The organism is Paenibacillus silagei, assembly GCF_017874735.1.
GTDB lineage: Bacteria > Bacillota > Bacilli > Paenibacillales > Paenibacillaceae > Paenibacillus_AQ > Paenibacillus_AQ silagei.
This window is the reverse complement of the sequence record NZ_JAGGLV010000009.1, coordinates 208,778-228,987: the sequence shown is the minus strand read 5'-3', so window position 1 is coordinate 228,987 and position 20,210 is coordinate 208,778. Positions and strand designations below refer to the sequence as shown.

The 20,210-nt window shown below is 54.1% G+C and carries 18 protein-coding genes; 11 read left to right on the top strand and 7 right to left on the bottom strand.

Annotated features, from left to right (window positions below):
* Position 1: 1 nt before the first annotated feature.
* Positions 2-493, bottom strand: coding sequence for a sigma-70 family RNA polymerase sigma factor (locus J2Z70_RS15670; protein ID WP_209874598.1), 492 nt, complete (start codon positions 491-493; stop codon positions 2-4).
* Between the two features lie 259 nt (positions 494-752).
* Between J2Z70_RS15670 and J2Z70_RS15665 the strand changes: the two genes are divergently transcribed.
* The 3 genes from J2Z70_RS15665 (at position 753) to J2Z70_RS15655 (ending at position 3,117) form a co-directional block, all read left to right on the top strand.
* Positions 753-1,685, top strand: coding sequence for an alpha/beta hydrolase (locus J2Z70_RS15665; RefSeq protein ID WP_209874595.1), 933 nt, complete (start codon positions 753-755; stop codon positions 1,683-1,685).
* Positions 1,686-1,753: 68 nt separating this feature from the next.
* Positions 1,754-2,704, top strand: coding sequence for an aminoglycoside phosphotransferase family protein (locus J2Z70_RS15660; RefSeq protein WP_209874592.1), 951 nt, complete (start codon positions 1,754-1,756; stop codon positions 2,702-2,704).
* A 26-nt stretch (positions 2,705-2,730) separates the two neighbouring features.
* Positions 2,731-3,117, top strand: a complete 387-nt coding sequence (locus tag J2Z70_RS15655) for an iron chaperone (RefSeq protein ID WP_209874589.1) — start codon at positions 2,731-2,733, stop codon at positions 3,115-3,117.
* A 143-nt stretch (positions 3,118-3,260) separates the two neighbouring features.
* On the opposite strand, the gene J2Z70_RS15650 is transcribed toward J2Z70_RS15655, so the two are convergent.
* On the bottom strand, positions 3,261-4,952 hold the full coding sequence (locus J2Z70_RS15650) for a M3 family oligoendopeptidase (RefSeq protein ID WP_209874586.1): 1,692 nt from the start codon (positions 4,950-4,952) through the stop codon (positions 3,261-3,263).
* A 375-nt stretch (positions 4,953-5,327) separates the two neighbouring features.
* Between J2Z70_RS15650 and J2Z70_RS15645 the strand changes: the two genes are divergently transcribed.
* From J2Z70_RS15645 to J2Z70_RS15630, 4 genes are all read left to right on the top strand, one after another.
* Positions 5,328-5,603 (top strand): CD3324 family protein, encoded by a 276-nt coding sequence (locus tag J2Z70_RS15645; protein WP_209874583.1) that lies wholly within the window; start codon positions 5,328-5,330, stop codon positions 5,601-5,603.
* A gap of 223 nt (positions 5,604-5,826) precedes the next feature.
* Positions 5,827-6,264, top strand: a complete 438-nt coding sequence (locus J2Z70_RS15640) for a LytTR family DNA-binding domain-containing protein (RefSeq protein ID WP_036725417.1) — start codon at positions 5,827-5,829, stop codon at positions 6,262-6,264.
* Between the two features lie 34 nt (positions 6,265-6,298).
* Positions 6,299-6,754, top strand: a complete 456-nt coding sequence (locus J2Z70_RS15635) for a hypothetical protein (RefSeq protein ID WP_209874579.1) — start codon at positions 6,299-6,301, stop codon at positions 6,752-6,754.
* A gap of 157 nt (positions 6,755-6,911) precedes the next feature.
* The gene (locus J2Z70_RS15630; RefSeq protein WP_209874576.1) at positions 6,912-8,237 is read left to right on the top strand and encodes an amidase; all 1,326 of its coding nucleotides are present in this window, start codon (positions 6,912-6,914) and stop codon (positions 8,235-8,237) included.
* 77 nt (positions 8,238-8,314) lie between these two features.
* On the opposite strand, the gene J2Z70_RS15625 is transcribed toward J2Z70_RS15630, so the two are convergent.
* Entirely contained in the window at positions 8,315-9,604 is a 1,290-nt protein-coding gene (locus J2Z70_RS15625) for a S8 family peptidase (protein WP_209874575.1), read from the bottom strand.
* 165 nt (positions 9,605-9,769) lie between these two features.
* On the opposite strand from J2Z70_RS15625, the gene J2Z70_RS15620 reads away from it, so the two are divergent.
* Together J2Z70_RS15620 and J2Z70_RS15615 are read left to right on the top strand one after the other, a co-directional pair.
* Entirely contained in the window at positions 9,770-10,132 is a 363-nt protein-coding gene (locus tag J2Z70_RS15620; RefSeq protein WP_051478024.1) for a hypothetical protein, read from the top strand.
* Between the two features lie 456 nt (positions 10,133-10,588).
* A complete protein-coding gene (locus J2Z70_RS15615; RefSeq protein WP_209874730.1) occupies positions 10,589-11,992 on the top strand; it encodes an NAD(P)-binding domain-containing protein in 1,404 nt (467 codons plus the stop codon).
* A 109-nt stretch (positions 11,993-12,101) separates the two neighbouring features.
* Here J2Z70_RS15615 and J2Z70_RS15610 read toward each other — a convergent pair whose 3' ends face one another.
* Positions 12,102-13,190, bottom strand: a complete 1,089-nt coding sequence (locus tag J2Z70_RS15610) for a low temperature requirement protein A (protein ID WP_209874574.1) — start codon at positions 13,188-13,190, stop codon at positions 12,102-12,104.
* 192 nt (positions 13,191-13,382) lie between these two features.
* On the opposite strand from J2Z70_RS15610, the gene J2Z70_RS15605 reads away from it, so the two are divergent.
* Positions 13,383-15,230 carry a UbiD family decarboxylase gene (locus J2Z70_RS15605; protein ID WP_209874573.1) on the top strand — a complete coding sequence of 616 codons (1,848 nt, stop codon included), beginning with the start codon at positions 13,383-13,385 and terminating at the stop codon, positions 15,228-15,230.
* A gap of 328 nt (positions 15,231-15,558) precedes the next feature.
* Here J2Z70_RS15605 and J2Z70_RS15600 read toward each other — a convergent pair whose 3' ends face one another.
* From J2Z70_RS15600 to J2Z70_RS15590, 3 genes are all read right to left on the bottom strand, one after another.
* On the bottom strand, positions 15,559-16,740 hold the full coding sequence (locus J2Z70_RS15600) for a copper amine oxidase N-terminal domain-containing protein (RefSeq protein WP_245368258.1): 1,182 nt from the start codon (positions 16,738-16,740) through the stop codon (positions 15,559-15,561).
* 134 nt (positions 16,741-16,874) lie between these two features.
* Positions 16,875-18,272 carry a transcriptional regulator gene (locus J2Z70_RS15595; protein ID WP_209874572.1) on the bottom strand — a complete coding sequence of 466 codons (1,398 nt, stop codon included), beginning with the start codon at positions 18,270-18,272 and terminating at the stop codon, positions 16,875-16,877.
* A gap of 168 nt (positions 18,273-18,440) precedes the next feature.
* On the bottom strand, positions 18,441-19,598 hold the full coding sequence (locus tag J2Z70_RS15590; RefSeq protein WP_209874571.1) for a glycosyltransferase family 4 protein: 1,158 nt from the start codon (positions 19,596-19,598) through the stop codon (positions 18,441-18,443).
* 222 nt (positions 19,599-19,820) lie between these two features.
* On the opposite strand from J2Z70_RS15590, the gene J2Z70_RS15585 reads away from it, so the two are divergent.
* A complete protein-coding gene (locus J2Z70_RS15585) occupies positions 19,821-20,009 on the top strand; it encodes a hypothetical protein (RefSeq protein ID WP_209874569.1) in 189 nt (62 codons plus the stop codon).
* Positions 20,010-20,210: the final 201 nt, after the last annotated feature.

Sequence of the window (20,210 nt, the reverse complement as noted above, 5' to 3'; positions counted from 1 at the left end):
CTCACAGATATTTCCGCAACAGCCTAAGTCCTTCACGCAGCCAGGTTTTGATCGTGCCTTCGGGCTTATTCAGTACCTTGGCAATTTCAGTGGTCGTCATATCCTGGTAATACTTGAGCATCACAGCATGCCGGTATTTCGGCTTCATCCGGCTCATCGCCCGCTCCAGATCGAGACGGTCGCTGCTCCTCATCTCCTGGGGCTCCTCCTCCAGTTTCTCTGTCAGCACAACGCGTTTTTTACGCCTTAGCTCATCCATGCAGCAGTTGATGGTAATCCGGAGCAGCCACGGTGTGAAGGCCTGCTCGTTCTTAAGCTGTTTACGCTTCATCCAGGCCCGGCACGAGGCTTCCTGCACCGCTTCCAGGGCATCTGCTTCTGAGCGCAGATAGCTGTACGCGAGCGCATACAGTTTACGGTGCTCACTTGCAAGCCGCTCGAAGAACACCTCTTCATCCATCAGCGCCAGATCTGCTGTATTGGCTTTGTTCATTGTCTTCCCCCCATTCACCATCCCCTCTTCCTTATTGTGTTGGTCTATGGAAGAAGTCGTCCTTTAAATATGTTTTCATAAGTAAGACGGAGCTAACCGGAAAAACGATTGATTTTTATTAAAACACATATCAGTTAGGCCAACCAGTGACAAACAGGCCGCAGCCAAGCGCTATAATTGTACTACTATAAATATCCAGAATTGTGGTACTGTTAATTGTAAGCGCTACGATTGTGGCGGAGAACGGGAGGCGGTCGATATGAAAGGTTCTCGAAGCTCCTGCCTGTATCTGCTTCTGATCATACTGTATATAGTGCTGGGTGGTTGTTCACGGAACTCAGGCGAAGACTCTCAAGGGGCATCAGACAAGGTTGAGACGGCACCGCTGCAAAGCCCGGGCGTACAGAATCTGGTTTTTCACAGCGAGACCCTCGACCGGGATATGCGGCTCAGTGTCTATCTTCCTGCAGGGTATAATGCCTCTCAGCGTTATCCGGTGCTCTATTTCATCCATGGCTACGGCAGCCGGGAGACGGATATTTTTGACGGACTGAACCTTCAGCAGAAAGCAGAACGACTGATTGAAGCCGGTCAAATCGAGCCGCTTATTATCGTCGCTCCCCAGAAGGACAACAGCTATGGGCTGAATGCTGTAGCTAATCCGGGTGATCCCGCAGCGCCCAGCGGTGAACGTTATGAGGATTATCTGGTCAAGGATGTTGTGGAGTATACAGATTCACATTTCAAAACTCTGGCTGAGCGCGATTCCCGCTATATTGGCGGTATATCGATGGGAGGTTTTATCAGCCTGCATTCGGCGTTTTTGCATAGCGATGTCTATAGCAGGGTTGGCGGGCATAGCCCGGCGCTGTTCCTGGATGACTGGTCTCTTGCCGGAGGCGAGAACGGCCTGGTCCAGTTTCTCTATCCGACGGAAGCGCTGCGGCAGGAGCGTGACCCGCTTCTTTTGGCGCAGAACAGGGACTTATCGAAGTTGAGTATCTACCTGGACTGCGGGGCGGAGGATAGCTACCGGTTCTATGAAGGCACGGAGCAGCTGTATACCCTGCTTAAGGAGAAGGGCGTGCCGGTAGAATATCACCTCAGAGCAGGCCAGCATGACGGGGACTATTGGAAGAGCCACATGGACGAATATTTGAAGTTCTATGCCGGGAGGACAGATGGATCATGACGCTTACGAATTACAATTTGAATTTTGAAAAGCTGTGTGCTACATATAAGTTGGGCTTACTGAGTGGTGTGCCAGAGCAAATCTCCGGCGGTTTCCTCCACCGGATGTATCGTGTGACCACGAATCAGGCAGAGTATGCAGTGAAGGCGCTTAACCCGCAGCTGATGCGGAAGGAAGCTGTGATGAACAATATGATAGCAGCCGAAAAGGTAGCCATGCTGGCCCGCAGCCAGGGAGTGAACGCACTTCCTGCACTGCTGCATGAAGGAAACTGTATACATGAAGCGGATGGGCAATATTATTTGCTGTTCCCTTGGATAGAAGGCCGTTCCATCTCTGCGGCTGAAGCGGGGCTGGAGCAATGCATTCTGATCGGACAAGCTCTGGCTGACATCCATGCATCGGACTTCGCTTCTCTTCACAACGAGCTTCAAAGGGACAGCACAGCGGAGGAATTACGGACAGATTGGCAAGGGTATGCCTTGCAGGGCGAAGCTATGGGCCTACCATGGGCTGCACCCCTTAAGGCTAATCTGGATAAGCTAAGCTGCTATGAAAAGCAGGTCAATGCCGCTATGGCGGTCCTTCGCGGGAACATAGTCATCAGCCACCGGGATCTGGACCCGAAGAATGTAATGTGGAGCTCTGAAGGCCAGCCCGTGATCATTGACTGGGAGGCCGCAGGCTGGGTTAACCCGGCGCAGGAGCTGATGGAAGTAGCTCTCTATTGGTCAGACTTTGAGAGTGGTCACATCCGCAAGGCAGATTTCTGTGCAGTAATCCATGCTTACCGTAATCAAGGGGGAGAAATTACTGATCCCTGGCCCGAGGTGTTAAGCAGCGGCTTCCACGGCAAAATAGGCTGGCTGGAGTATAGCCTCCGGCGGTCTCTGGGCCTGGAAGGACCGGATGCGACCGAGCGGGAGCTTGGAACGAGTCAGGTGCTGCCTACCCTGCAAGCATTGAATGACTATGCTGGATTCATTCCGGTATGCCTGCAATGGCTTGAAGATCTTTGAACCAACCCAAGGGAGATGAAGCCGAAGTGGAAAAGAATAAAGTTACCTATGAATCGGTAGACCAGTATATTGCCGCCTTTGCACCGGAGATCCAGGAGCTTCTGCAGAGCTTGCGTAAGGTCATTTCGGAAGCCGCGCCGGAGGCAGTGGAGAAGATCAGCTATCAGATGCCGACCTGGTTCCTGCATAAGAATCTGGTGCATATTGCCGCCTACAAGACGCATATTGGGTTCTACCCGGCACCCAGTGGAATCGAAGCCTTCAAGGAGGAACTAGCGCAGTACAAAGGAGCCAAGGGTTCGGTACAGTTCCCCATCAAGGAGCCGCTCCCCTATGATCTCATTGCCAGAATCGTCAAGTTCAGAGTGGAAGAGAATCAGCAGCAGGCTGCAGAGAAGCGGAAGAAGAAATAAGAAGGAGGGTTCATGTTGATCCAACTTAAAATAAGGGGCTGTCCCGAAGCCGTGAACTGGCTACTTGGGACAGCCCCTAATAGTTGACGCTACGCTTGATGGTGAATATAACTTAATTGTATTCGGTGTATGAATCCCAGTCCCTACAGCGCCTTATCGTCTATGCTGTTCAGCCAGCCCTCAATCTCTCCGATGACGGAGCCGATGCAGCCATCCTCGAACGGGGAGGTTAATCCGGCAAGCTTCACCAGCTCCGTGAAGGAGCGGCTGCCACCGGCCTGGCAGAGCTTCAGATAATCCGGCCAGGCCGAGGCGAAGTCCTCATTCGAGCGTTTCCAGAACTGGAAGGCGCAGAGCTGGGCCAGGGTATAGTCGATATAGTAGAACGGGGAGCGGAAGATATGGGCCTGCTTGTGCCAGAAGCCGCCTTGCTCCAGATAAGCATTACCGTCATAGTCACGGTGCGGCAGGTATTTCCGTTCTATGTCCCGCCAAGCCTGTTTGCGTTCCTGCGGCGTAGCTTCCGGATGCTCGTACACAAAATGCTGGAATTCATCGACAGATACGCCATAAGGAATGAACTCCAAACTGTCCGCCAGGTGGTTGAAACGGTACTTGTCCGCCTCCTCCTTGAAGAACAGGTCCATCCATGGCCAGGCGAAGAACTCCATACTCATCGAATGAATCTCAGCGGCTTCGGAGGTCGGGAACGTATATTCAGGAACCTCCATATTCCGGCTGGAATACGCTTGGAACGCGTGCCCGACCTCATGGGTCAGCACGTCGATATCGCCGGAGGTTCCATTGAAGTTGGAGAAAATAAACGGAGCACGGTAGTCGCTGAAGAAGGTGCAGTAGCCGCCGAATTCCTTGCCTTTTTTGCTGACCAGATCCATCAGCCCGTTCTCCTGCATGAAGCTGAAGAATTCACCGGTCTCCGGGGACATCTCCTGGTACATCTTCGCACCATTCGCCACGATCCAGTCCGGGTCTCCCTTAGGGGTAGCGTTGCCGGAATTGAACTTAATACCCTCATCGTAAAATTTCAGTCCGTCCAGCTGAAGGCGTTCGCGCTGGCGCTGCTTCAGCTTCCCCGCAACCGGCACGATATGCTCATGCACCTGCTTGCGGAAGCCTGCTACCATCTCAGCATTATAATCGGTACGTCCCATCCGGTCATACCCGAGCTCCACGAAGCTCTTGTATCCCAGCTTGGCAGCGATTCCCGCCCGGACCTTCACCAGCTCGTCATAGATCCGGTCGAATTCGGGTTCATGCTCTGCCATGAAGGCATTACGGGCCTCGAATACGCCTTTGCGAACTTCACGGTCCGTGGAAGAATCGAACGGAATCAGCTGTGCCAAGGTGCGTTCTTCGCCCTGGAACATGATTTTGGCGGACGCGATCAATTGGGAGTATTCGGAGGACAGCTTATTCTCCAGCTGCAGATCTTCAATCACTTCAGGGCTGAAGGTACGCAGTGAGATTTCGGCCAGGCTTAACAGCTGTGTTCCCCATTCCTGCTCGAACTCGGCTCTGTACTTGGAGTTGACGATGGCTCTGTAATAATCCGTGATGTACTCCTGAATTACCGGCCCGGTCTCGTCCATATAATCCTGCTCTGCCTTGTAAAATGCATCCTCCGTATCAATGGAGTGGCGGACACTCACGAGCGTCTCCATCGTATCGAAGCGGCTGCGCAGCTTATTGATTGCTGCCACGGCAGCTTTTTGCTCCTCCAGATTGCCTGTCTCCAGGTCCTTCAGCAGCGTGGTGAACTCCTGCTTGAATTGCTCCACATCCGGGCGTTCGTATACATATTCTGAGAATTTCATTTGCTGTATCCCATCCTTTCTTTACCATATAGATTCTATTATATAATCGGCGCCCGCAAAAAACTAATGTTCAGGCCGTAAAGTTTGATTATAGCTAATTGTGGGTGCAGCAGCGTCTAGTGGTTGAATGGATATGGGAATTATTCTAGAATAGAGGTAATCTGCACCAATTCCAGAATCCCGGGAGGTGATGACCCATGTTTCGGATGAGTCAGTATGTGAACGGCACGCTCCATGCAAAGCCTGTGAAATAACTAAGGCGAAAGCTTGGCATGGAGCGGATTTATTCGCCTGTAGTATGTTTTAAGAAATACAGTTATTTATACACAGGCTTTGCCCTTAAAAGATTAATATATTTTAAGGAGCGAGCCAGAGATGCAATGTATAAATGCAGCAAAGCTATTGCCAGACCACTTGCTGAAGGAGATTCAGCAATATATTCAAGGGGAAGCCCTGTATATCCCAACCTGCAAGAGCAAACGCAGAAAATGGGGCGAAAGCTCAGGGGCAGCCGATTACTATAAAGTCCGCAATGCTGAGATCCGTAGCCGCTTCCAAGAAGGTGCAGAGTTGTACCAATTGTGCGAGCAATACGGGTTATCCATCGACAGCATCCGCAAAATTGTATATTCCAAGAACCCGCAGAGCTGATCTGCGGGTTTTTTGCTGCTCAGATGATACGCCATTCTCGACTGAATCCTCTAAATTAGACGGACCCATTAGAAGTGTAGCCAATTGCAGACGAGGTTGCGGACTGAGATTCCGTTATTGCAGCTTGAAGCCGCTAGAGTGCAGCTTGCGAAAAGGCCATTGTATAAGTCATTTTACAAAAATATACTGTAGCTGTAGGGAGAGAAGGCAGGAGGCGGTGGCGGTGAAAATCACGATTGAGCAGGTGCCGGAGGGCGGGGAGCCTGAAATTATTCTCAGGTGCAACGACCCGGATGAAGCCTTGCTGGGGCTGATCTACTCGGTGAACGCAGGCGCAAGGAAGCTGATTGGTATGAACGGGCTGCAAATGCACATCATCCATCCGCATGAGGTCTATTATTTCGAGGCGGTGGATCATAAGGTGTTCATCTACTGCCAGGAGAAGGTGTATGAGTCAAGGCTAAAGCTGTATGAGCTGGAGACGGAGTATGAGTCTGGCGATTTTTTCAGGGCATCCAAATCCAGCATCCTGAATGTGGCCAAGATCGAGTCGCTCCGCCCGGTGCTCTACGGAAGATACGAGGCGCTGCTGCACAACGGTGAGAAGGTCTACATCTCCAGACAATACGTCCCGGTGCTCAAACGGAAGTTAGGGTTATAGCTGTGCTGTCCAAACTTGACTAGGAGGAAAACGCATGATTACAACCAGAAAGTATGTGTCTTTGTTCGTGAAGGATCTGCTGGTGGCTTGCGGGGGTCTGATGGTACTCGCGGCGGTTGTGCTGGCTCTGAACTCAACGGAGATGATCCGGGGCTCGCTGCTGGTGCAATTGTTCCTGGGGGCTGCGGCATTTACCTGCTTCCGCTATGCGCTGGTGAATACGTATGAGGTTGATCCCAAAGTGCAGATGATCAGCTTCTACCTCTGCTTCATCCTTGCTGATGTATTGGTAATTCTCTGGCTGTGGCTGTTCGCGGATGGCCCGCTGATGGATAAGGGAGTGCTGGTGCCATTCGTCATTGTCATTCTGGTGGTCAAAAGTATGGTGTACGCGATGATGCACATCGACGGGAAGCGGGAAGCCAAGCAGCTTAATCAGAAGCTGTATGAGTATAAGCAGGACGGGGAGCAAAAAGAAGAAGAGCTTTAGGAATCTCTGGTGATAGGGGTTATGAAAGCCATCTTGGAGGGAAAGCGGCCCGGGTGGCTTTTTTGGTGCTAAGTAAGGTTGGGGATTTCTGTTACCTTTTGCAGACTGAACCGTAATAAGCCAAATGCTATACATAATCTTCCATGGAGATGATCTTATGCTGCTTCACAAGGTATCCCTGACAGAAATGATGAGCCGGATTCACGAACCCGGATATTCACCCGAAACTGTGCTTGACCCGTACTTGGAGCGTTACAGACAGGTTGAGCCGCATATCCATGCATTTGTCCCTGAGGATGAGGCTGAAGGGCGTCTGGATTCGGAAAAAGCTCTGCTGCAACGTACCTACAGCGGAGATGAGCGTAAACCGGCCCTCTTCGGCATTCCTGTGGGCATTAAGGATCTGCTGCATGTAGACGGCCTGCCGACCCGGGCGGGATCACAACTATCCGCTGAGCTGTTAGCCGGTGCCCAGGGATCTCTGGTCGCTAAGCTGCGTGCCCTAGGGGCCGTGATTGCAGGCAAGACGGTGACCGAGGAATTCGCTTATAACGGGCCGATTGCTACGCTTAATCCGCATAATACCGGGCATACTCCAGGAGGTTCCAGTGCAGGCTCCGCTGCAGCGGTGGCTGCGGGGCTCTGTCCGCTGACAGTGGGCACACAGACGCTGCGTTCGGTGATCGCCCCGGCGTCCTTTTGCGGAGTGGTCGGCTTCAAGCCCAGCTACGGGAGGGTTCCGCTGGATGGGGTGCTGCTGTTCTCGCCGTCTTTTGACACAGTAGGGTTCTTCACACAAAACCTGCCTGATATGGAGGCTGCGGCGGCCTTGCTTGTCCCGGACTGGGAGGCTCCTGCTGCCCCAATGCCCCGCAAGCCGGTTCTGGGTATTCCCAAGGGAGTCTATATGGAGCTGATGAGCGCGGAAGTCAAAGGGCTGTTCGGGGCTCAGATCACAGGGCTTGAACAGCTTGGATATGAAGTCCGTTACGTCCAAATGCCGTGGGAGGATGAACTCATCTACGGAAATGCGATGCTGCGTTTCATTGAGGGTGAGCTGGCACGGGAGCATGAGCATAGATTCACGGAGCATAGAGCGGAATACGGTCTTCCCGTGCAGGAAGCGATCCTTAGAGGGCAGCAGATTCCGGAGGAGGAGCTGGAGCAGTACCGAACCCGGCAAAGGGAGCTGAGGCAGGATCTAATGGAGCTTATGGAACAAGAGGGAATCGATCTGTGGGTCTCTCCGGCCCAAGGGGGGACTGCGCCGAAGAATGAGGAGCGGAATACGGGCTGGGCAGGGATGCCTGCGGTCTGGGGCTTCGCGGGAGTGCCCACGGTCAGTCTGCCTGCGGCAACGCTTGAAGGCATGCCGCTAGGCTTCCAGTGTATAGGAAGATATGGAGAAGACGAGGAGTTGTTAGCTTGGGCACGGCAGCTATGGCCGTGTCTGGCGGGTGAGCAACCGCTCCCCGTGGAATAAGGAGCGGTTACCGGTTGGTTACGGTGCCGGTTATTTTGTTTTGGGGTCCCCGCAAAGTACCTGAATATCCATCGAAGCTATAGTCTCACTTTGTGGGGTTTCTTGGGGAAGCAGCGCCGCTTCAGGAACCGTACGTCGATCTCTCCGCTGCCGCCGGTATTCGGCTTCAGGCGGAGGGGGAAGGCGTTACGCTTCAGCAAGAGCTTCACCTGGCGCGGCGTGAGGCATGGGCGGAGCTGGAGCAGCTGGGCGGCGGCACCTGACACGATGGGCGTGGAGATGCTGGTGCCGGACAGCTTGAAATACCGCTTGCCGACCTTATTGCGCGGCAGTTCACGGACCAGCTGGGAGCCGGGGGCACGCAGCGAGATCACTGAATCGCCGGGGGCGACCAGATCCGGCTTCACCTTGCCGCCGGGAGCGGGCCCGCGGCTGGAATAGACAGCGATCCGGTCATCCTTCTGCGTCAGCGTCCGGCGGTCATTGACGGCTCCGACGGTGATCGCGGAGGGGCTGATTCCGGGGGACTCAATAGTCCGGCGCCTGGGGCCGGCATTACCGGCGGCGATGACTACGGTGAGCCCGGCTTTGACGGCTTTTTCAACGGCCTGGACGAGAAGGTCATCCTTGACATGCGGAGCCACCGGTCCTCCGAAGGACATGGAGAGGATGCGCAGCTTCAGCTTTTTGCGGCGGGTGATGCAGTATTCAATTGCCTTGATAATGGTGGAGTCATAGCCGTCCCCATACTTATCCAGCACCTTGATTCCGACAATCCCCGCTTCCGGCGCGGGTCCCTGGTACTTGCCCCGGCTGGACCAGCCGTTACCGGCGGCATCCCCGGTGATATGCGTGCCGTGTCCGTTGTCATCATACGGGCATTTCCGGTGATTGATATAATCCTTGAACGCCAGAATGCGGTTCACCGGCCGGGTCAGATCGGGATGCGGATAGACTCCGGTATCAAGCACAGCGATGTTGATGCCTTTGCCGGTAAGCCCTCTTGAGCGTCTAACCGCTGTAGCGCCTATGGATGGAGTTGCAATGTTGAGCGTAGCCTTCTTAATGCCGTCCAGATAGACTTTATGGACTCCGTTCCAGCGGCATACATGCTCCAGACATTTCAGGGATACCTGTGAAGCCACGGCCTGGTGCAGCCGCAGATGATGCTTGACCGGGAGGACATGCCGTCCCAGATGCGTCCTTAGTTCGCGGAGTCCCGCTGGAGTAATCGGTTGTCTGAACTGTATGATCACCGGTATAGCAGCATTTGCAGCACTAGTGGAATAAGCACTGCGGATCTTATGCTTCAGGGGCCGGTTGAGCTTGGCGGCGTGACGCCTGACCCATGATGGTACACTCTTCATAATGTAATCACCTCTATGAAGCAGTGTATGCGGCCAGCTGCCCTGTGGGTACGAAACCATGAATGAGTACAGCGATACATTTATGTAAATAACAGGCAATCGTGCGTTTCGGTTGATTCTTCTCTTGCATTTACTACTGTATTCCAATAGAAAGTGGTGAAGCAAATGAAAGAATCAGAGAAGAAGGCATTGCTGGCAAAACGTCAACTGATGGCTAAAAAAGCAAGAGCAGCGGCGGTAGTAAGACCAAAGAGACGGCGGATCAGACAGGTGCTTAATAATTTCATCGTGCTTGCAGTGAACAATAACAATGTCCCTTACGAAACGCAGGGCTGGACGGCTACACTGACCCGGAGCTCCGGCACTGTGATCACGGCTCAGTTCGATGAATTCGGCGTCGCCCAGTTTAATACGATCAGTACGCTGACAACAGTCAGCTACACGCTCCGAATTATCGATGCGGATAATGTGCAGCGCACACAGAAGTTCGTCCCGTCGAACCGCGAGTTTTTTGTAGCACGCTTCTAAGGTGGCGGACCTATTTATATTCTATGAACAGAGCAAGATAGAAAGCCAGATTGCATAGTGTAGCTGTGAATGACTGAACGAAAGAGCTGTTTCCGGGGCCGGAGGGCTGATGGGGGCAGCTCTTTTTTGAAAGAATTTATATGTTTTGGGGTCCCCGCAAAGTATCTGAGTCATCATCGAAGCTAAAGCCTCACTTTGTGGGGTTTATTTTGCGGATACGTGTGAGATAATATTTCGTTTGTCAAGCATTAAGGCGAGTTGGCGTTAAAATATTGGTTTAATGTACAATCCCGTCCACTGAATTCAGCTCTTATGACAATAAACCTTCCATCAATGTTCAAAAGCGGGGGCATACCCTATATAATATCGCCATAGATGTATACAGGGATTATGGAACAGAATGCAAAGTGAGCAGCAGCTATGAGCTGAAGATGCCCCGGAAAGGTCTGAGGAATGATGAGCCTGGAAGCCTTGAATGAACGAGTGAATACGGATCTCTCTTACCTCGCCTATGGCGGCGCGGACTGGGTCCGCCCTGTGGAGCATGATGAAGGCCATGTCTATGATGTCGTCATTGTGGGCGGGGGCCAGAGTGGGCTTGGTGCGGCTTTTGGCTTGCTGCGCGAACGGATCTCGAATCTGCTGATTATCGACGAGAATCGTGACGGGCTGGAGGGGCCTTGGGAGACCTACGCCCGGATGGTGACGCTGCGCACTCCCAAGCATCTGACCTCGATTGATCTGGGAATCCCGTCGCTGACCTTCCGCTCCTGGTGGGAGGCTCAGCATGGAACGGCCGCCTGGAGTGAGGTGGACAAAATCCCGCGTGGCCAGTGGATGGAGTATCTGCGCTGGTACCGGCAGATTCTGAAGCTGCCGGTACGTAACGAGGTGCAGCTAATGCTGATTGAACCTGGTGACGACGGAATCTACCGTCTGCAGGTTACAGGAGCGGGGGCGCAGGCTGGAACACTGCTGGCCCGTAAGGTGGTGCTGGCTACAGGTATTCAAGGCGGAGGGCAGTGGCATGTTCCGCCAATGATTGCAGATCATCTGCCGGAGCACCTGTACGCCCACACCTCCCGGCAGATTGACTTCGCTGCCCTGCGCGGCAAGCGGGTGGGGATTCTAGGCGGCGGGGCGTCCGCCTTCGACAATGCCAATTACGCGCTTCAGGAGGGCGCGGCTGAGGCCCAGGTCTTCGTCCGCCGGGCGCAGCTTCCGGGGGTGAACCCGATCCGCCAGATGGAGGGCTCAGGTATGATTGAGCGGTTCCATACCTTGGCGGACGCGGACAAATATGCAGTGATCTCGCATTTCTTCCAGTATAATCAGCCGCCGACAAGCGATACCTTCCGCCGTGCAGCGGCATGGCCCGGCTTCCGGCTGCACCTCGGCTCGCCGTGGCTGAAGGTGGAGGCTTCGGGGGAGCAGGCGGTGGTGACTACGCCCGCGGGAGAGTTCAGCTTCGACTATCTGATTGTCAGCACGGGCCTGCTTAGCGATCCTGCCCTGCGGCCGGAGCTGCGGCAGGTGGAGCCTCATATTGCCCGCTGGAGCGACCGGTACAAGGCGCCTGCGGGAGCGGCGAATCCGCTGCTGGATGCGCACCCTTACCTTAGTCCAGGCTTTGCGCTTCAGAGCCGGGATGAAGCAGGCCGCAAGCTGCTGCATGGCTTATTCGTGTTCAACTATTCCGCTCTGGCCAGCTGCGGGTTATCGGCATCGGCCATCTCGGGCCTGCGGAATGCGATTCCTAGACTGGTCAGCGGCGTGGCTGACCAGCTGTTCCTGGATGACCGGCAGCAGATCCTACAGGCTTATTATGAGTACGATGAGATTGAATTTACAGGCCAGTAAGACGGCCGGAAGAGGCTGTACCTGAGGCGGGCTATGACCTCTGGTGCAGCCTCTTGGCGTGCAGAGCGAATAGATGGGGCCAGTGCCTGAGAGCTGACGGGCAGCCGGGTCAGGCAGTAATTCTGGCGTACAGCGCGAAGAACAGCGCCAGCTCGCCCATGATCAGGACATTCGGTAGATGGACTATAAGATCCAGCACATAGAAGCAGGCCAGAATGACGGTCAGCCCTGCCAGCGGCTTCATTCCCAGCCGATGCTGCTTATGCCTGTAGACCTGGAAGACCAGTACTGTGGAAGCGAAGTAGAGCAGCGCGGAGCCGAACAACAGGTTCAGCATCTGCCCATAATGAAGCTGATCCAGGAACAATAGCTGGATTGACGCAGCGAGCATACATAGCGACAGATAAATGAACAGATGCCCGTAGATAATGGTCTGTCCGGCAGTCTGGATATGCATATCGACCTTCTTCTCCAGGTTGTCATAATACTGCCACCATATGGCGATGATCAGCACAAAGGTCAGCGCAGCGAAGCCGACAGATGGCCCGGTCCAGCGGCTGGATTGCAGCACGGCGAGGATGCTAACCACAGATTCGCCGAGCAGGATCAAGGCGAACAGGGAGAAGCGCTCCAGCAGGTGATGGGTATTGGGGGGCGTCTTCACCAGAATCCTCCGTCCCGTCAGCGGCAGGATGATGTCCAGCATAATTCCTGCGTACAGTACCGCATACCGCAGCCAAGAATCGAAGAACAGGGAGCAGGCCGAAATCGCAAGTCCAATCCAGAAACGTGATCCCAGATAGCGGGCCGTGTCGCGCAGATGCCCGCTTTCTCTGGAATGGCTGTAATGATACTGGACCGCGGTCATGATCCGGAGTCCGAGATAGCCAATCAGAAACGGCAGATAGTTGGCATCGAAATCTATTGACAGGCTGGCTGTCATAATCAATACGAAGAACAACTGGATAATCAGAAAAATCCGGTGCATCACCGTATCCTGACCATAGCGGTTAACGAAAAGCGTCTGGCCGACCCAGGCCCACCAGATCGGAATGAAGATCAGTACGAATTTGCCCAGTGTCTCAAGGGACAGGGTCTCGTCTTCTACATGCAGCAGCACATGGCTGGCTTTGGAGACTGCAGCGACAAACAGCAGATCGTAGAAGAGCTCCAGCCAGGTTACCTTTTTGATGATCATTGCGTTAGTCCCCTTTGCTTGCCGAATGTTTGCCCGGAGCCGTCCGGTTTACAAGTATAATAATGGCTCTCCACAGAAGAAGGCAAGAATATCTGTGACAACTGGAGAGGTTGCCCTGGCGGCAATTGACCTGACGGGCACACTCATTGATAATAAAGAGGTTCATATTCTTGAGAGAATGGGAGTAGAAGCATGTCATATCGCAATATGGAAGAATGTATTATTGACCTGGAGAAGCACGGGCATTTAATTCGCATACATGAAGAGGTGGACCCGCATCTGGAGATGGCGGCGATACATATGAAGGTCTATGAGGCTGGAGGTCCCGCCCTGCTGTTCGAGAAGGTCCGGGGCTCGAAGTACCGGGCGGTCTCGAATCTGTTCGGAACGATCGAGCGCAGCAAGTTCATCTTCCGCGACACTTGGGAATCGTCGCAGGCGGTCATCGCCCTGCGCAGCAATCCCATGAAGGCGCTCAAGCAGCCTTTGCGGTATATCGGGACAGGCCTTGCCGCCCGTAAAGCGTTGCCGATCAAGAAGGGCAGCGGTGTACCGGCCGGATTCGAGGAGATTCAAATCTCCGATCTTCCGCAGATTAAGCACTGGCAGGGAGACGGCGGGGCATTCGTCACGCTTCCGCAGGTGTACTCCGAAGATCCCGATAAGCCGGGCATTATGAACTCCAATCTGGGAATGTACCGTATCCAGCTTAGCGGCAACGAATATGAGCTGAATAAGGAAGTGGGCGTCCATTACCAGATTCACCGCGGCATCGGCATTCATCAGGCCCACGCGAACAGACGCGGTGAGCCGCTGAAGGTAAGCTGCTTCATCGGGGGCCCCCCTGCGCATACGCTCTCGGCGGTGATGCCGCTGCCGGAGGGCTTAAGTGAAATGACCTTTGCCGGGCTGCTCTCGGGGCGTCATTTCCGCTATAGCTATGTAGACGGCTTCTGCGTCAGCAGCGATGCTGACTTCGTCATTACCGGAGAGATTCATCCCGGGGAGACGAAGCCGGAGGGGCCGTTCGGCGATCATCTGGGCTACTATAGCCTGACTCACCCGTTTCCGGTGATGAGAGTTCACAAGGTTTACGCCAAAAAAGGGGCTATCTTCCCCTTCACGGTGGTCGGCCGTCCGCCGCAGGAGGACACTGCCTTCGGAGAGCTCATCCATGAGCTGACCGGCGGGGCGATCCGCTCGGAGATTCCCGGCGTGAAGGAGGTACATGCGATAGATGCTGCGGGAGTGCACCCGCTGCTGTTCGCGATCGGCAGTGAGCGGTATACCCCGTATCAGCAGCTTAAGCAGCCTGCAGAGCTGCTGACGATCAGCAACCGGATTCTCGGAACCGGACAGCTCAGTCTGGCGAAATATCTGTTCATCACGGCAGAAGAGGACAAGCCGGTCAGCACGCATGATATCGCCGGGTTCCTGACCTACATCCTGGAGCGGATCAATCTGCGCCGCGATATTCACTTCCAGACGAATACAACGATCGATACGCTGGATTATTCCGGCACCGGGATCAACAGCGGAAGCAAGGTAGTCTTCGCAGCTGTAGGGGAGCAGAAGCGGAGCTTGTGCACGGAGGTGCCTGAGGTTCTCCAGCGGGTGGAGCAGGGCTGGGGCCCGGCGGCGATGATTATGCCGGGGATTGTCGCCATGCAGGGGAAGCCGTTCCGGGATTACTCCTCGGCGGCAGAGGAAATCTCCGGCCTGAGCGCTGCGATTGCAGCGCAGGGGGCGCTTGATTCCTGCCCGATGATTATTCTGTGCGATGACAGCAGCTTCATGTCGGAGTCGCTGAACAACTTCCTGTGGGCGACCTTCACCCGCAGCAATCCGTCCCATGACATCCATGGGGTGAACAGCACGGTGGAGCATAAGCACTGGGCCTGTGATAATGTGATCATCGATGCCCGGGTGAAGCCGCATCAAGCGCCGCCGTTAATTCCTGACCCCGAGGTGCAGCGGAGGATTGAACGGGTATTTAGTGAAGGAGCAAGCTTGGGTGGACTGCGGAGCCGTAAGGGGTGAAGCAGCACTTCTATAACCGCTGAAAAGAGGGGTTGTATGGCTGAGCTATTCGGGGTGCTTTTCGAAGTTATACTGGATCTCCTGCTTTACCGTAAGGACCGTAGACGGAGGAGAGAACGAAGAAGAGAGCGAAGAATGGAGCGGAGAATGGAGCGGAGAATGAAAAGGCAGGGGCGTTTGTAGACGCCCTGTCTTTCATTTGCTGGCTGTTGGATGTTGCTCGCATAAACGTCATTGTTTGTTATAATGACGTTTATGCGTTCTTTTTGTTGCGGCCGAAAAAATGTAGGCGAAAAACCGGGCTCAACCGAATGTGGAGTGTAGCTGCTCAGTTTTGGTTGCTTGGCCAAGTGTAGGACTTGATGATGTCTTGGCTGCCGTCCATTCGGTGAAGGTTGAAGGTGAAGACATTGTCAGTACGTCCGGTGAAGTAGATATAGTCTCCCGGGAACATAAAATCGGGCTGCTCTACTTCGCGCTGGCGCTCTGCACTGAGCAGCTGCTTATATAACACAGTCTGCTTACCGGTAGCGCGGTCAACTAGGGTCAGGAAGGCAGTGTCTGTAGGGCGTACCAGCAGAACATCCGGGTATACGGCTTCGACATTGTAGTAGACATCCTGGGCAACGGTTGCACCCAGCAGTTTCGGTATATCTACGGTCTCGCTGACTGCTCCGGTCCTATCCTCAATGAACCTTAGTGTGCGGCCGTCATTGAATACCAGCTTGCCGTCGGCCCAGACCGGGGCTGTGCCGAAGGAGGTATGGATATTCGTATGCCCCTGGCGGATCACACTGTTATTCTTCACTAGATAGGTGTAATACTCTGCATGCACATGGGGCTCGCCATACGAATTGACGACTTGAAGCAGTGTCAGACCGGCGGGTGTGCGCTCGAAAGTGAAATCCACTACATCCAGTCCTTTGCCGAGAACAGCAAGCTTATGCTTAGTGTTCTGCTTCGTAGTCAGATAGAGCTCCCCGCTGTCCAGCGACAAAGAGTACACTCCGCCGTCGAACACTTCTGAATAACCGCGGTACATATGCAGACCGTTGGCCCGTATTGTATTGGTGGCGGCATCCCATCTTACGGGTCCGCCTTCAAGGGCCGCCACCACAAACTTGACGGGCACATACAACTGCTTATCCGCCATATAAGGTGTACCTCCAAGGGAGACCTTCTTCCCGTCCAGTACGCCGGTGGATTGACCAAGCTTCATGCTGAAGCTTTTGTTCCACCCGCTGAAGGTGGCCGTTTTGTCCGCGTTATTCCACTTGACCTTAAGTCCCATGATTGTGACCAGGTTAGCTGGCATATAAGAAACCCCGTTCTTGATCTGTGCGGTGCCTCCGGCCATGCCTGATGTTCCGCTTCCGTTGTTGTAGGTTAATTGGAGCTGCACGTCCGGGGCGGGCTTGGCCGAAGCCGGAACGGCTTCAGCTCCTCCGGCCAGAGCCAGTGCAAGTGCGGGGAGGAGTAATAACCTCCGGGTGAACTTCATGTTCATCATCCTTTCTGGGGGCGCGGCGGCTGCTAAATCAGCCGTCCCCCGTACCGTGACCCATAGGCTGAACCACGGATTGTACAGTAGCCTTTGTTACAGATTCATAACCCTCCAGGGGGTGAATAGCTATAACGGCCAAGCTACATGACATTAGAAGCATAATCATTTTTCTTATCATTGGATTCTTGCACCTCTCCAATCAGAAGTCTGTATTGTTCTGTCTGTTCCTCAGTGGCTTGATGCCGGAATTGTTCAAACAGATTCACACATTTAATGATTATGCTATCACTCTTTATTTTAGCAGAAGATTCCAGACTTTGCAGAAGGAAGCCCATTCCTTCCAGGCGGTGATTGCGTAAATAATAGTTGGCTAATTCCGCGAGAAAGGTAGAGTACTGGTCGGCCAGGATCTGCTGGTTGTGAAGCTCGCCGAAGTCCTTCAGATTGGTCCGGTAAGGGATATAGGAAGGGAACTGTTCAAGCACCTCATCCACATTCCAGGAGAAGCGGTTGGCTGAGATCACAATATGGTACAGGGCTACAAAGATCTCACTGGCATGCGGAGCAATATAGGCCACATATTCAGGCAGCACTCCATAGTCGCCGGACATCATCCGGTAGAGGAGGGTATTGGCCGTGCCCCACTCCTGAAATTGGTCCAGGATGTGCCGGGTGTCTTCCCCTTTTTCGCGTATCCAGCTCCTATCCATATATAGAGCTACGTATTTCAGCGCCGATTCATAGTCCCGGAATTCTTCGCACACGCTTGCCCGCATCAGATGCGAATACAGCGCATAGAAGAATACCGGCTTCTCCGGGCATTTATCCTGGCGGTCTCTGCGCTGAGACCGGTGCAGATGGTGGTAGCTGAGCATGGCAAGACGGTGCATCTCCTGAGCCAGCGCGTCCACCTTGTCCCATTTGTGCAGCGAGTAATAGACATGCATCAGAGCTTTCAGTCCATCGAGCTGATCAGACACCTCAAGCCGTTCAATATAACATTCGAATAAAAGAGCAGCCTGGAGGTTGAGTGTCTGGCTGTCTCCTAGGGCAATGCGGAACAAACGGTACTGGCAGAGGGCCAGCCGCTCGGAATGCTGATACTTCTCGCTCGCGCTGATATTCTTGTACAGCACGGCTGCCGCCTGCCAGTGATGCTGCTGGAACAAGTCCTCGGCCACTTCAAAAAGCATCGGAGCATAGGTTAGGTTGTCCAGCAGATTTTTGACTACTAGCTCTATACAGTCCAGCCGCCCCAGCTCCGCCGAATTCAGGATGAAGGGGCGCAGCCGCCGCCAGGTGGGTGCCGAATATAAAAAGCACTCATCGACATACATACTATAGAAATGATCCTCCGGCAATGACATGCCCCGGGTGATCAATTTCAGGTGATTCATGGCAATCGGCTGCTGGCCGCTAAGGATACGGCTTAAGGTGCCGGAATTAACGCCGGACTGAATGGAGAACTGGTTGATGGACAACTGCTGGGAATAGAGATAAGCCTCAAGATGACTGCGAATCGTTGTGAGAGGCTTCAAGGGATCACCGCCTGACTGAATTCCATATTTTGGATTATTGTATATGTGTATAATATAAGTCATTATTCCAATGGTCAATAGAGTGATGGGGAGAAACCGTGAACAATGGAAAAAAGCATTCCCGTGGTCCCAGGAACGCTTAGTCTTCATAGGCGGGCAGACAGCGGATCAGGCGGTGTAAATCCCTGCTTCATTCTTGATCCTGCGGCGCTCAATGACTTCTTCATAATCCTTAATCAGTCTGTCAAAAATCTGCTCCCAGGAGCGCTGGAGGGCTTGGCGCCGCCCTTCACGGCCCATTGCGCTCCGCAGCAGGGGCCTGGCGGCGGCGGTGCAGATCTGCTCTGCCATGGCTGCCGGGCTGCGCGGCCCGAACAGCATGCCGGTGACACCGGGTGCGATCAGCTCCCGCGTTCCGCCTGCATCTGCGGCGATCACGGGAAGCCCAGACGCCATGGCTTCAAGCACGACGTTGCCGAAGGTCTCCGTGCAGGAGGGGAAGACGAACAGATCGGCGGAGGCGTACAGCTCTGCCAGCTCTTCGCCGTGTCTGGCACCGGTGAAGGTGACATTCTCCAGTGCCTGCGATTTAAGCTCGGGCAGCAGCGGGCCATCGCCGACAATCACCAGCTGAACCTTTGAACGCACGGACTCCGGCAGGAGCTGCATAGCCTGAAGGAGGGTGGTGAGATCTTTTTCCGGGGCAATCCGTCCGACATAGAGCATCATCAGCGCTGCTCCCTTGCCGTAACGCTCCCTGGTCTCTTCGCTTCGTCTCTCCGGCGAGTAGAGGGTACAGTCCACGCCTCTGGACCACAGACGCAGCCGGGTGAAGCCCTCCATGCGCAAGCTGGTTAGGGTCTCGCGGGAAGGTGCCAGGACGGCATCGCAGGAACGGTGATACCACTTCATGTATTTCCAGTAGAGCGGGAGGATTCTTCTCATTTTGTAATATTCGAGGTAACGGTCGAAGTGGGTGTGATAGGAGGCGACATGGGGGAGCTGCTGCTTGCGGGCATACCGGAGGCCGGTTAAGCCGATATTGAACGGGGTGGCGAGATGGAGCAGGTCAGGGGCGAACGCAGTCAGTTCACTCTGCATGGAGGACATGCCGGGCAGGGCCAGCCTGCACTCGGGATAGAGGAAAAAGGGGATGCTGGCCACGGGTCTGACAGGATCGGGGTAGCTGCTCTCCGGGGCGGATTTTGGCGTGAACAGCAGATGTTCAATTCCCCGGCGGTGCAGGTGGCTGGTCAGCCGGCCGAGTGTACGGGCAACGCCATTCGTCTGCGGAAGAAAAGTGTCCGTGAATAGAGCCAGACGCATCGGTATCCCTCCCAGTAATCTTGTTGCCTTGATCTTAACAACCAACTATTACTTGGAGATCAACCGCAGGTTAAACATCTTGCATGAAGAGGGGAATTTACAGGGAGGGCAAGGGAGGGCAAGGGAGGACAAGGGAGGACCGGGGAGGACTAGGGCAATAAGGTTAAAGGAAGCGTGGAGCGGGTATACATGAGGTATCAGGAATGAAGGAGGTATAAGGAGATGAGCAAAGATCTGCCGCCCGAGGTTCCGCCGAAGGTTGTCCCCGATGTGAAGCCGGATATCCTCCCGGAGCCGGTTGTGATCCCGCCGGAGATTGTGCCGGAGAAGCATCCCGAAATCGTACCGCCGGAGCAGCCGGATATGGTGCCGCCGGCCCCGCCCGAGATTCTTCCGAATGATCCGCTGTAAGCTGGAATGCTGTCTGACAGAAGGATAATGTATAGATTGTGCTGAGCGCCCGGGGAACCGGGCGTTTTTATGTTTATATTAGGAAACTATAGTTTCCTGCTGCTGTGGAAAGGTGAGTATAAATTTGTGGATATGAGTTCTTGGAAAGAAGGAGAGTGTATGTGAAAAACAGCATACATTGTGTTCGCGAGCAGGCATATG

Bases quoted from the DNA above. Each gene is read 5' to 3' on its own strand.
- J2Z70_RS15670 (WP_209874598.1), bottom strand. From the start codon at position 493: ATGAACAAAGCCAATACAGCAGATCTGGCGCTGATGGATGAAGAGGTG.
- J2Z70_RS15665 (WP_209874595.1), top strand. From the start codon at position 753: ATGAAAGGTTCTCGAAGCTCCTGCCTGTATCTGCTTCTGATCATACTG.
- J2Z70_RS15650 (WP_209874586.1), bottom strand. From the start codon at position 4,952: ATGAAATTCTCAGAATATGTATACGAACGCCCGGATGTGGAGCAATTC.
- J2Z70_RS15645 (WP_209874583.1), top strand. From the start codon at position 5,328: ATGCAATGTATAAATGCAGCAAAGCTATTGCCAGACCACTTGCTGAAG.
- J2Z70_RS15635 (WP_209874579.1), top strand. From the start codon at position 6,299: ATGATTACAACCAGAAAGTATGTGTCTTTGTTCGTGAAGGATCTGCTG.
- J2Z70_RS15630 (WP_209874576.1), top strand. From the start codon at position 6,912: ATGCTGCTTCACAAGGTATCCCTGACAGAAATGATGAGCCGGATTCAC.
- J2Z70_RS15625 (WP_209874575.1), bottom strand. From the start codon at position 9,604: ATGAAGAGTGTACCATCATGGGTCAGGCGTCACGCCGCCAAGCTCAAC.
- J2Z70_RS15620 (WP_051478024.1), top strand. From the start codon at position 9,770: ATGAAAGAATCAGAGAAGAAGGCATTGCTGGCAAAACGTCAACTGATG.
- J2Z70_RS15615 (WP_209874730.1), top strand. From the start codon at position 10,589: ATGAGCCTGGAAGCCTTGAATGAACGAGTGAATACGGATCTCTCTTAC.
- J2Z70_RS15610 (WP_209874574.1), bottom strand. From the start codon at position 13,190: ATGATCATCAAAAAGGTAACCTGGCTGGAGCTCTTCTACGATCTGCTG.
- J2Z70_RS15605 (WP_209874573.1), top strand. From the start codon at position 13,383: ATGTCATATCGCAATATGGAAGAATGTATTATTGACCTGGAGAAGCAC.
- J2Z70_RS15600 (WP_245368258.1), bottom strand. From the start codon at position 16,740: ATGATGAACATGAAGTTCACCCGGAGGTTATTACTCCTCCCCGCACTT.
- J2Z70_RS15590 (WP_209874571.1), bottom strand. From the start codon at position 19,598: ATGCGTCTGGCTCTATTCACGGACACTTTTCTTCCGCAGACGAATGGC.
- J2Z70_RS15585 (WP_209874569.1), top strand. From the start codon at position 19,821: ATGAGCAAAGATCTGCCGCCCGAGGTTCCGCCGAAGGTTGTCCCCGAT.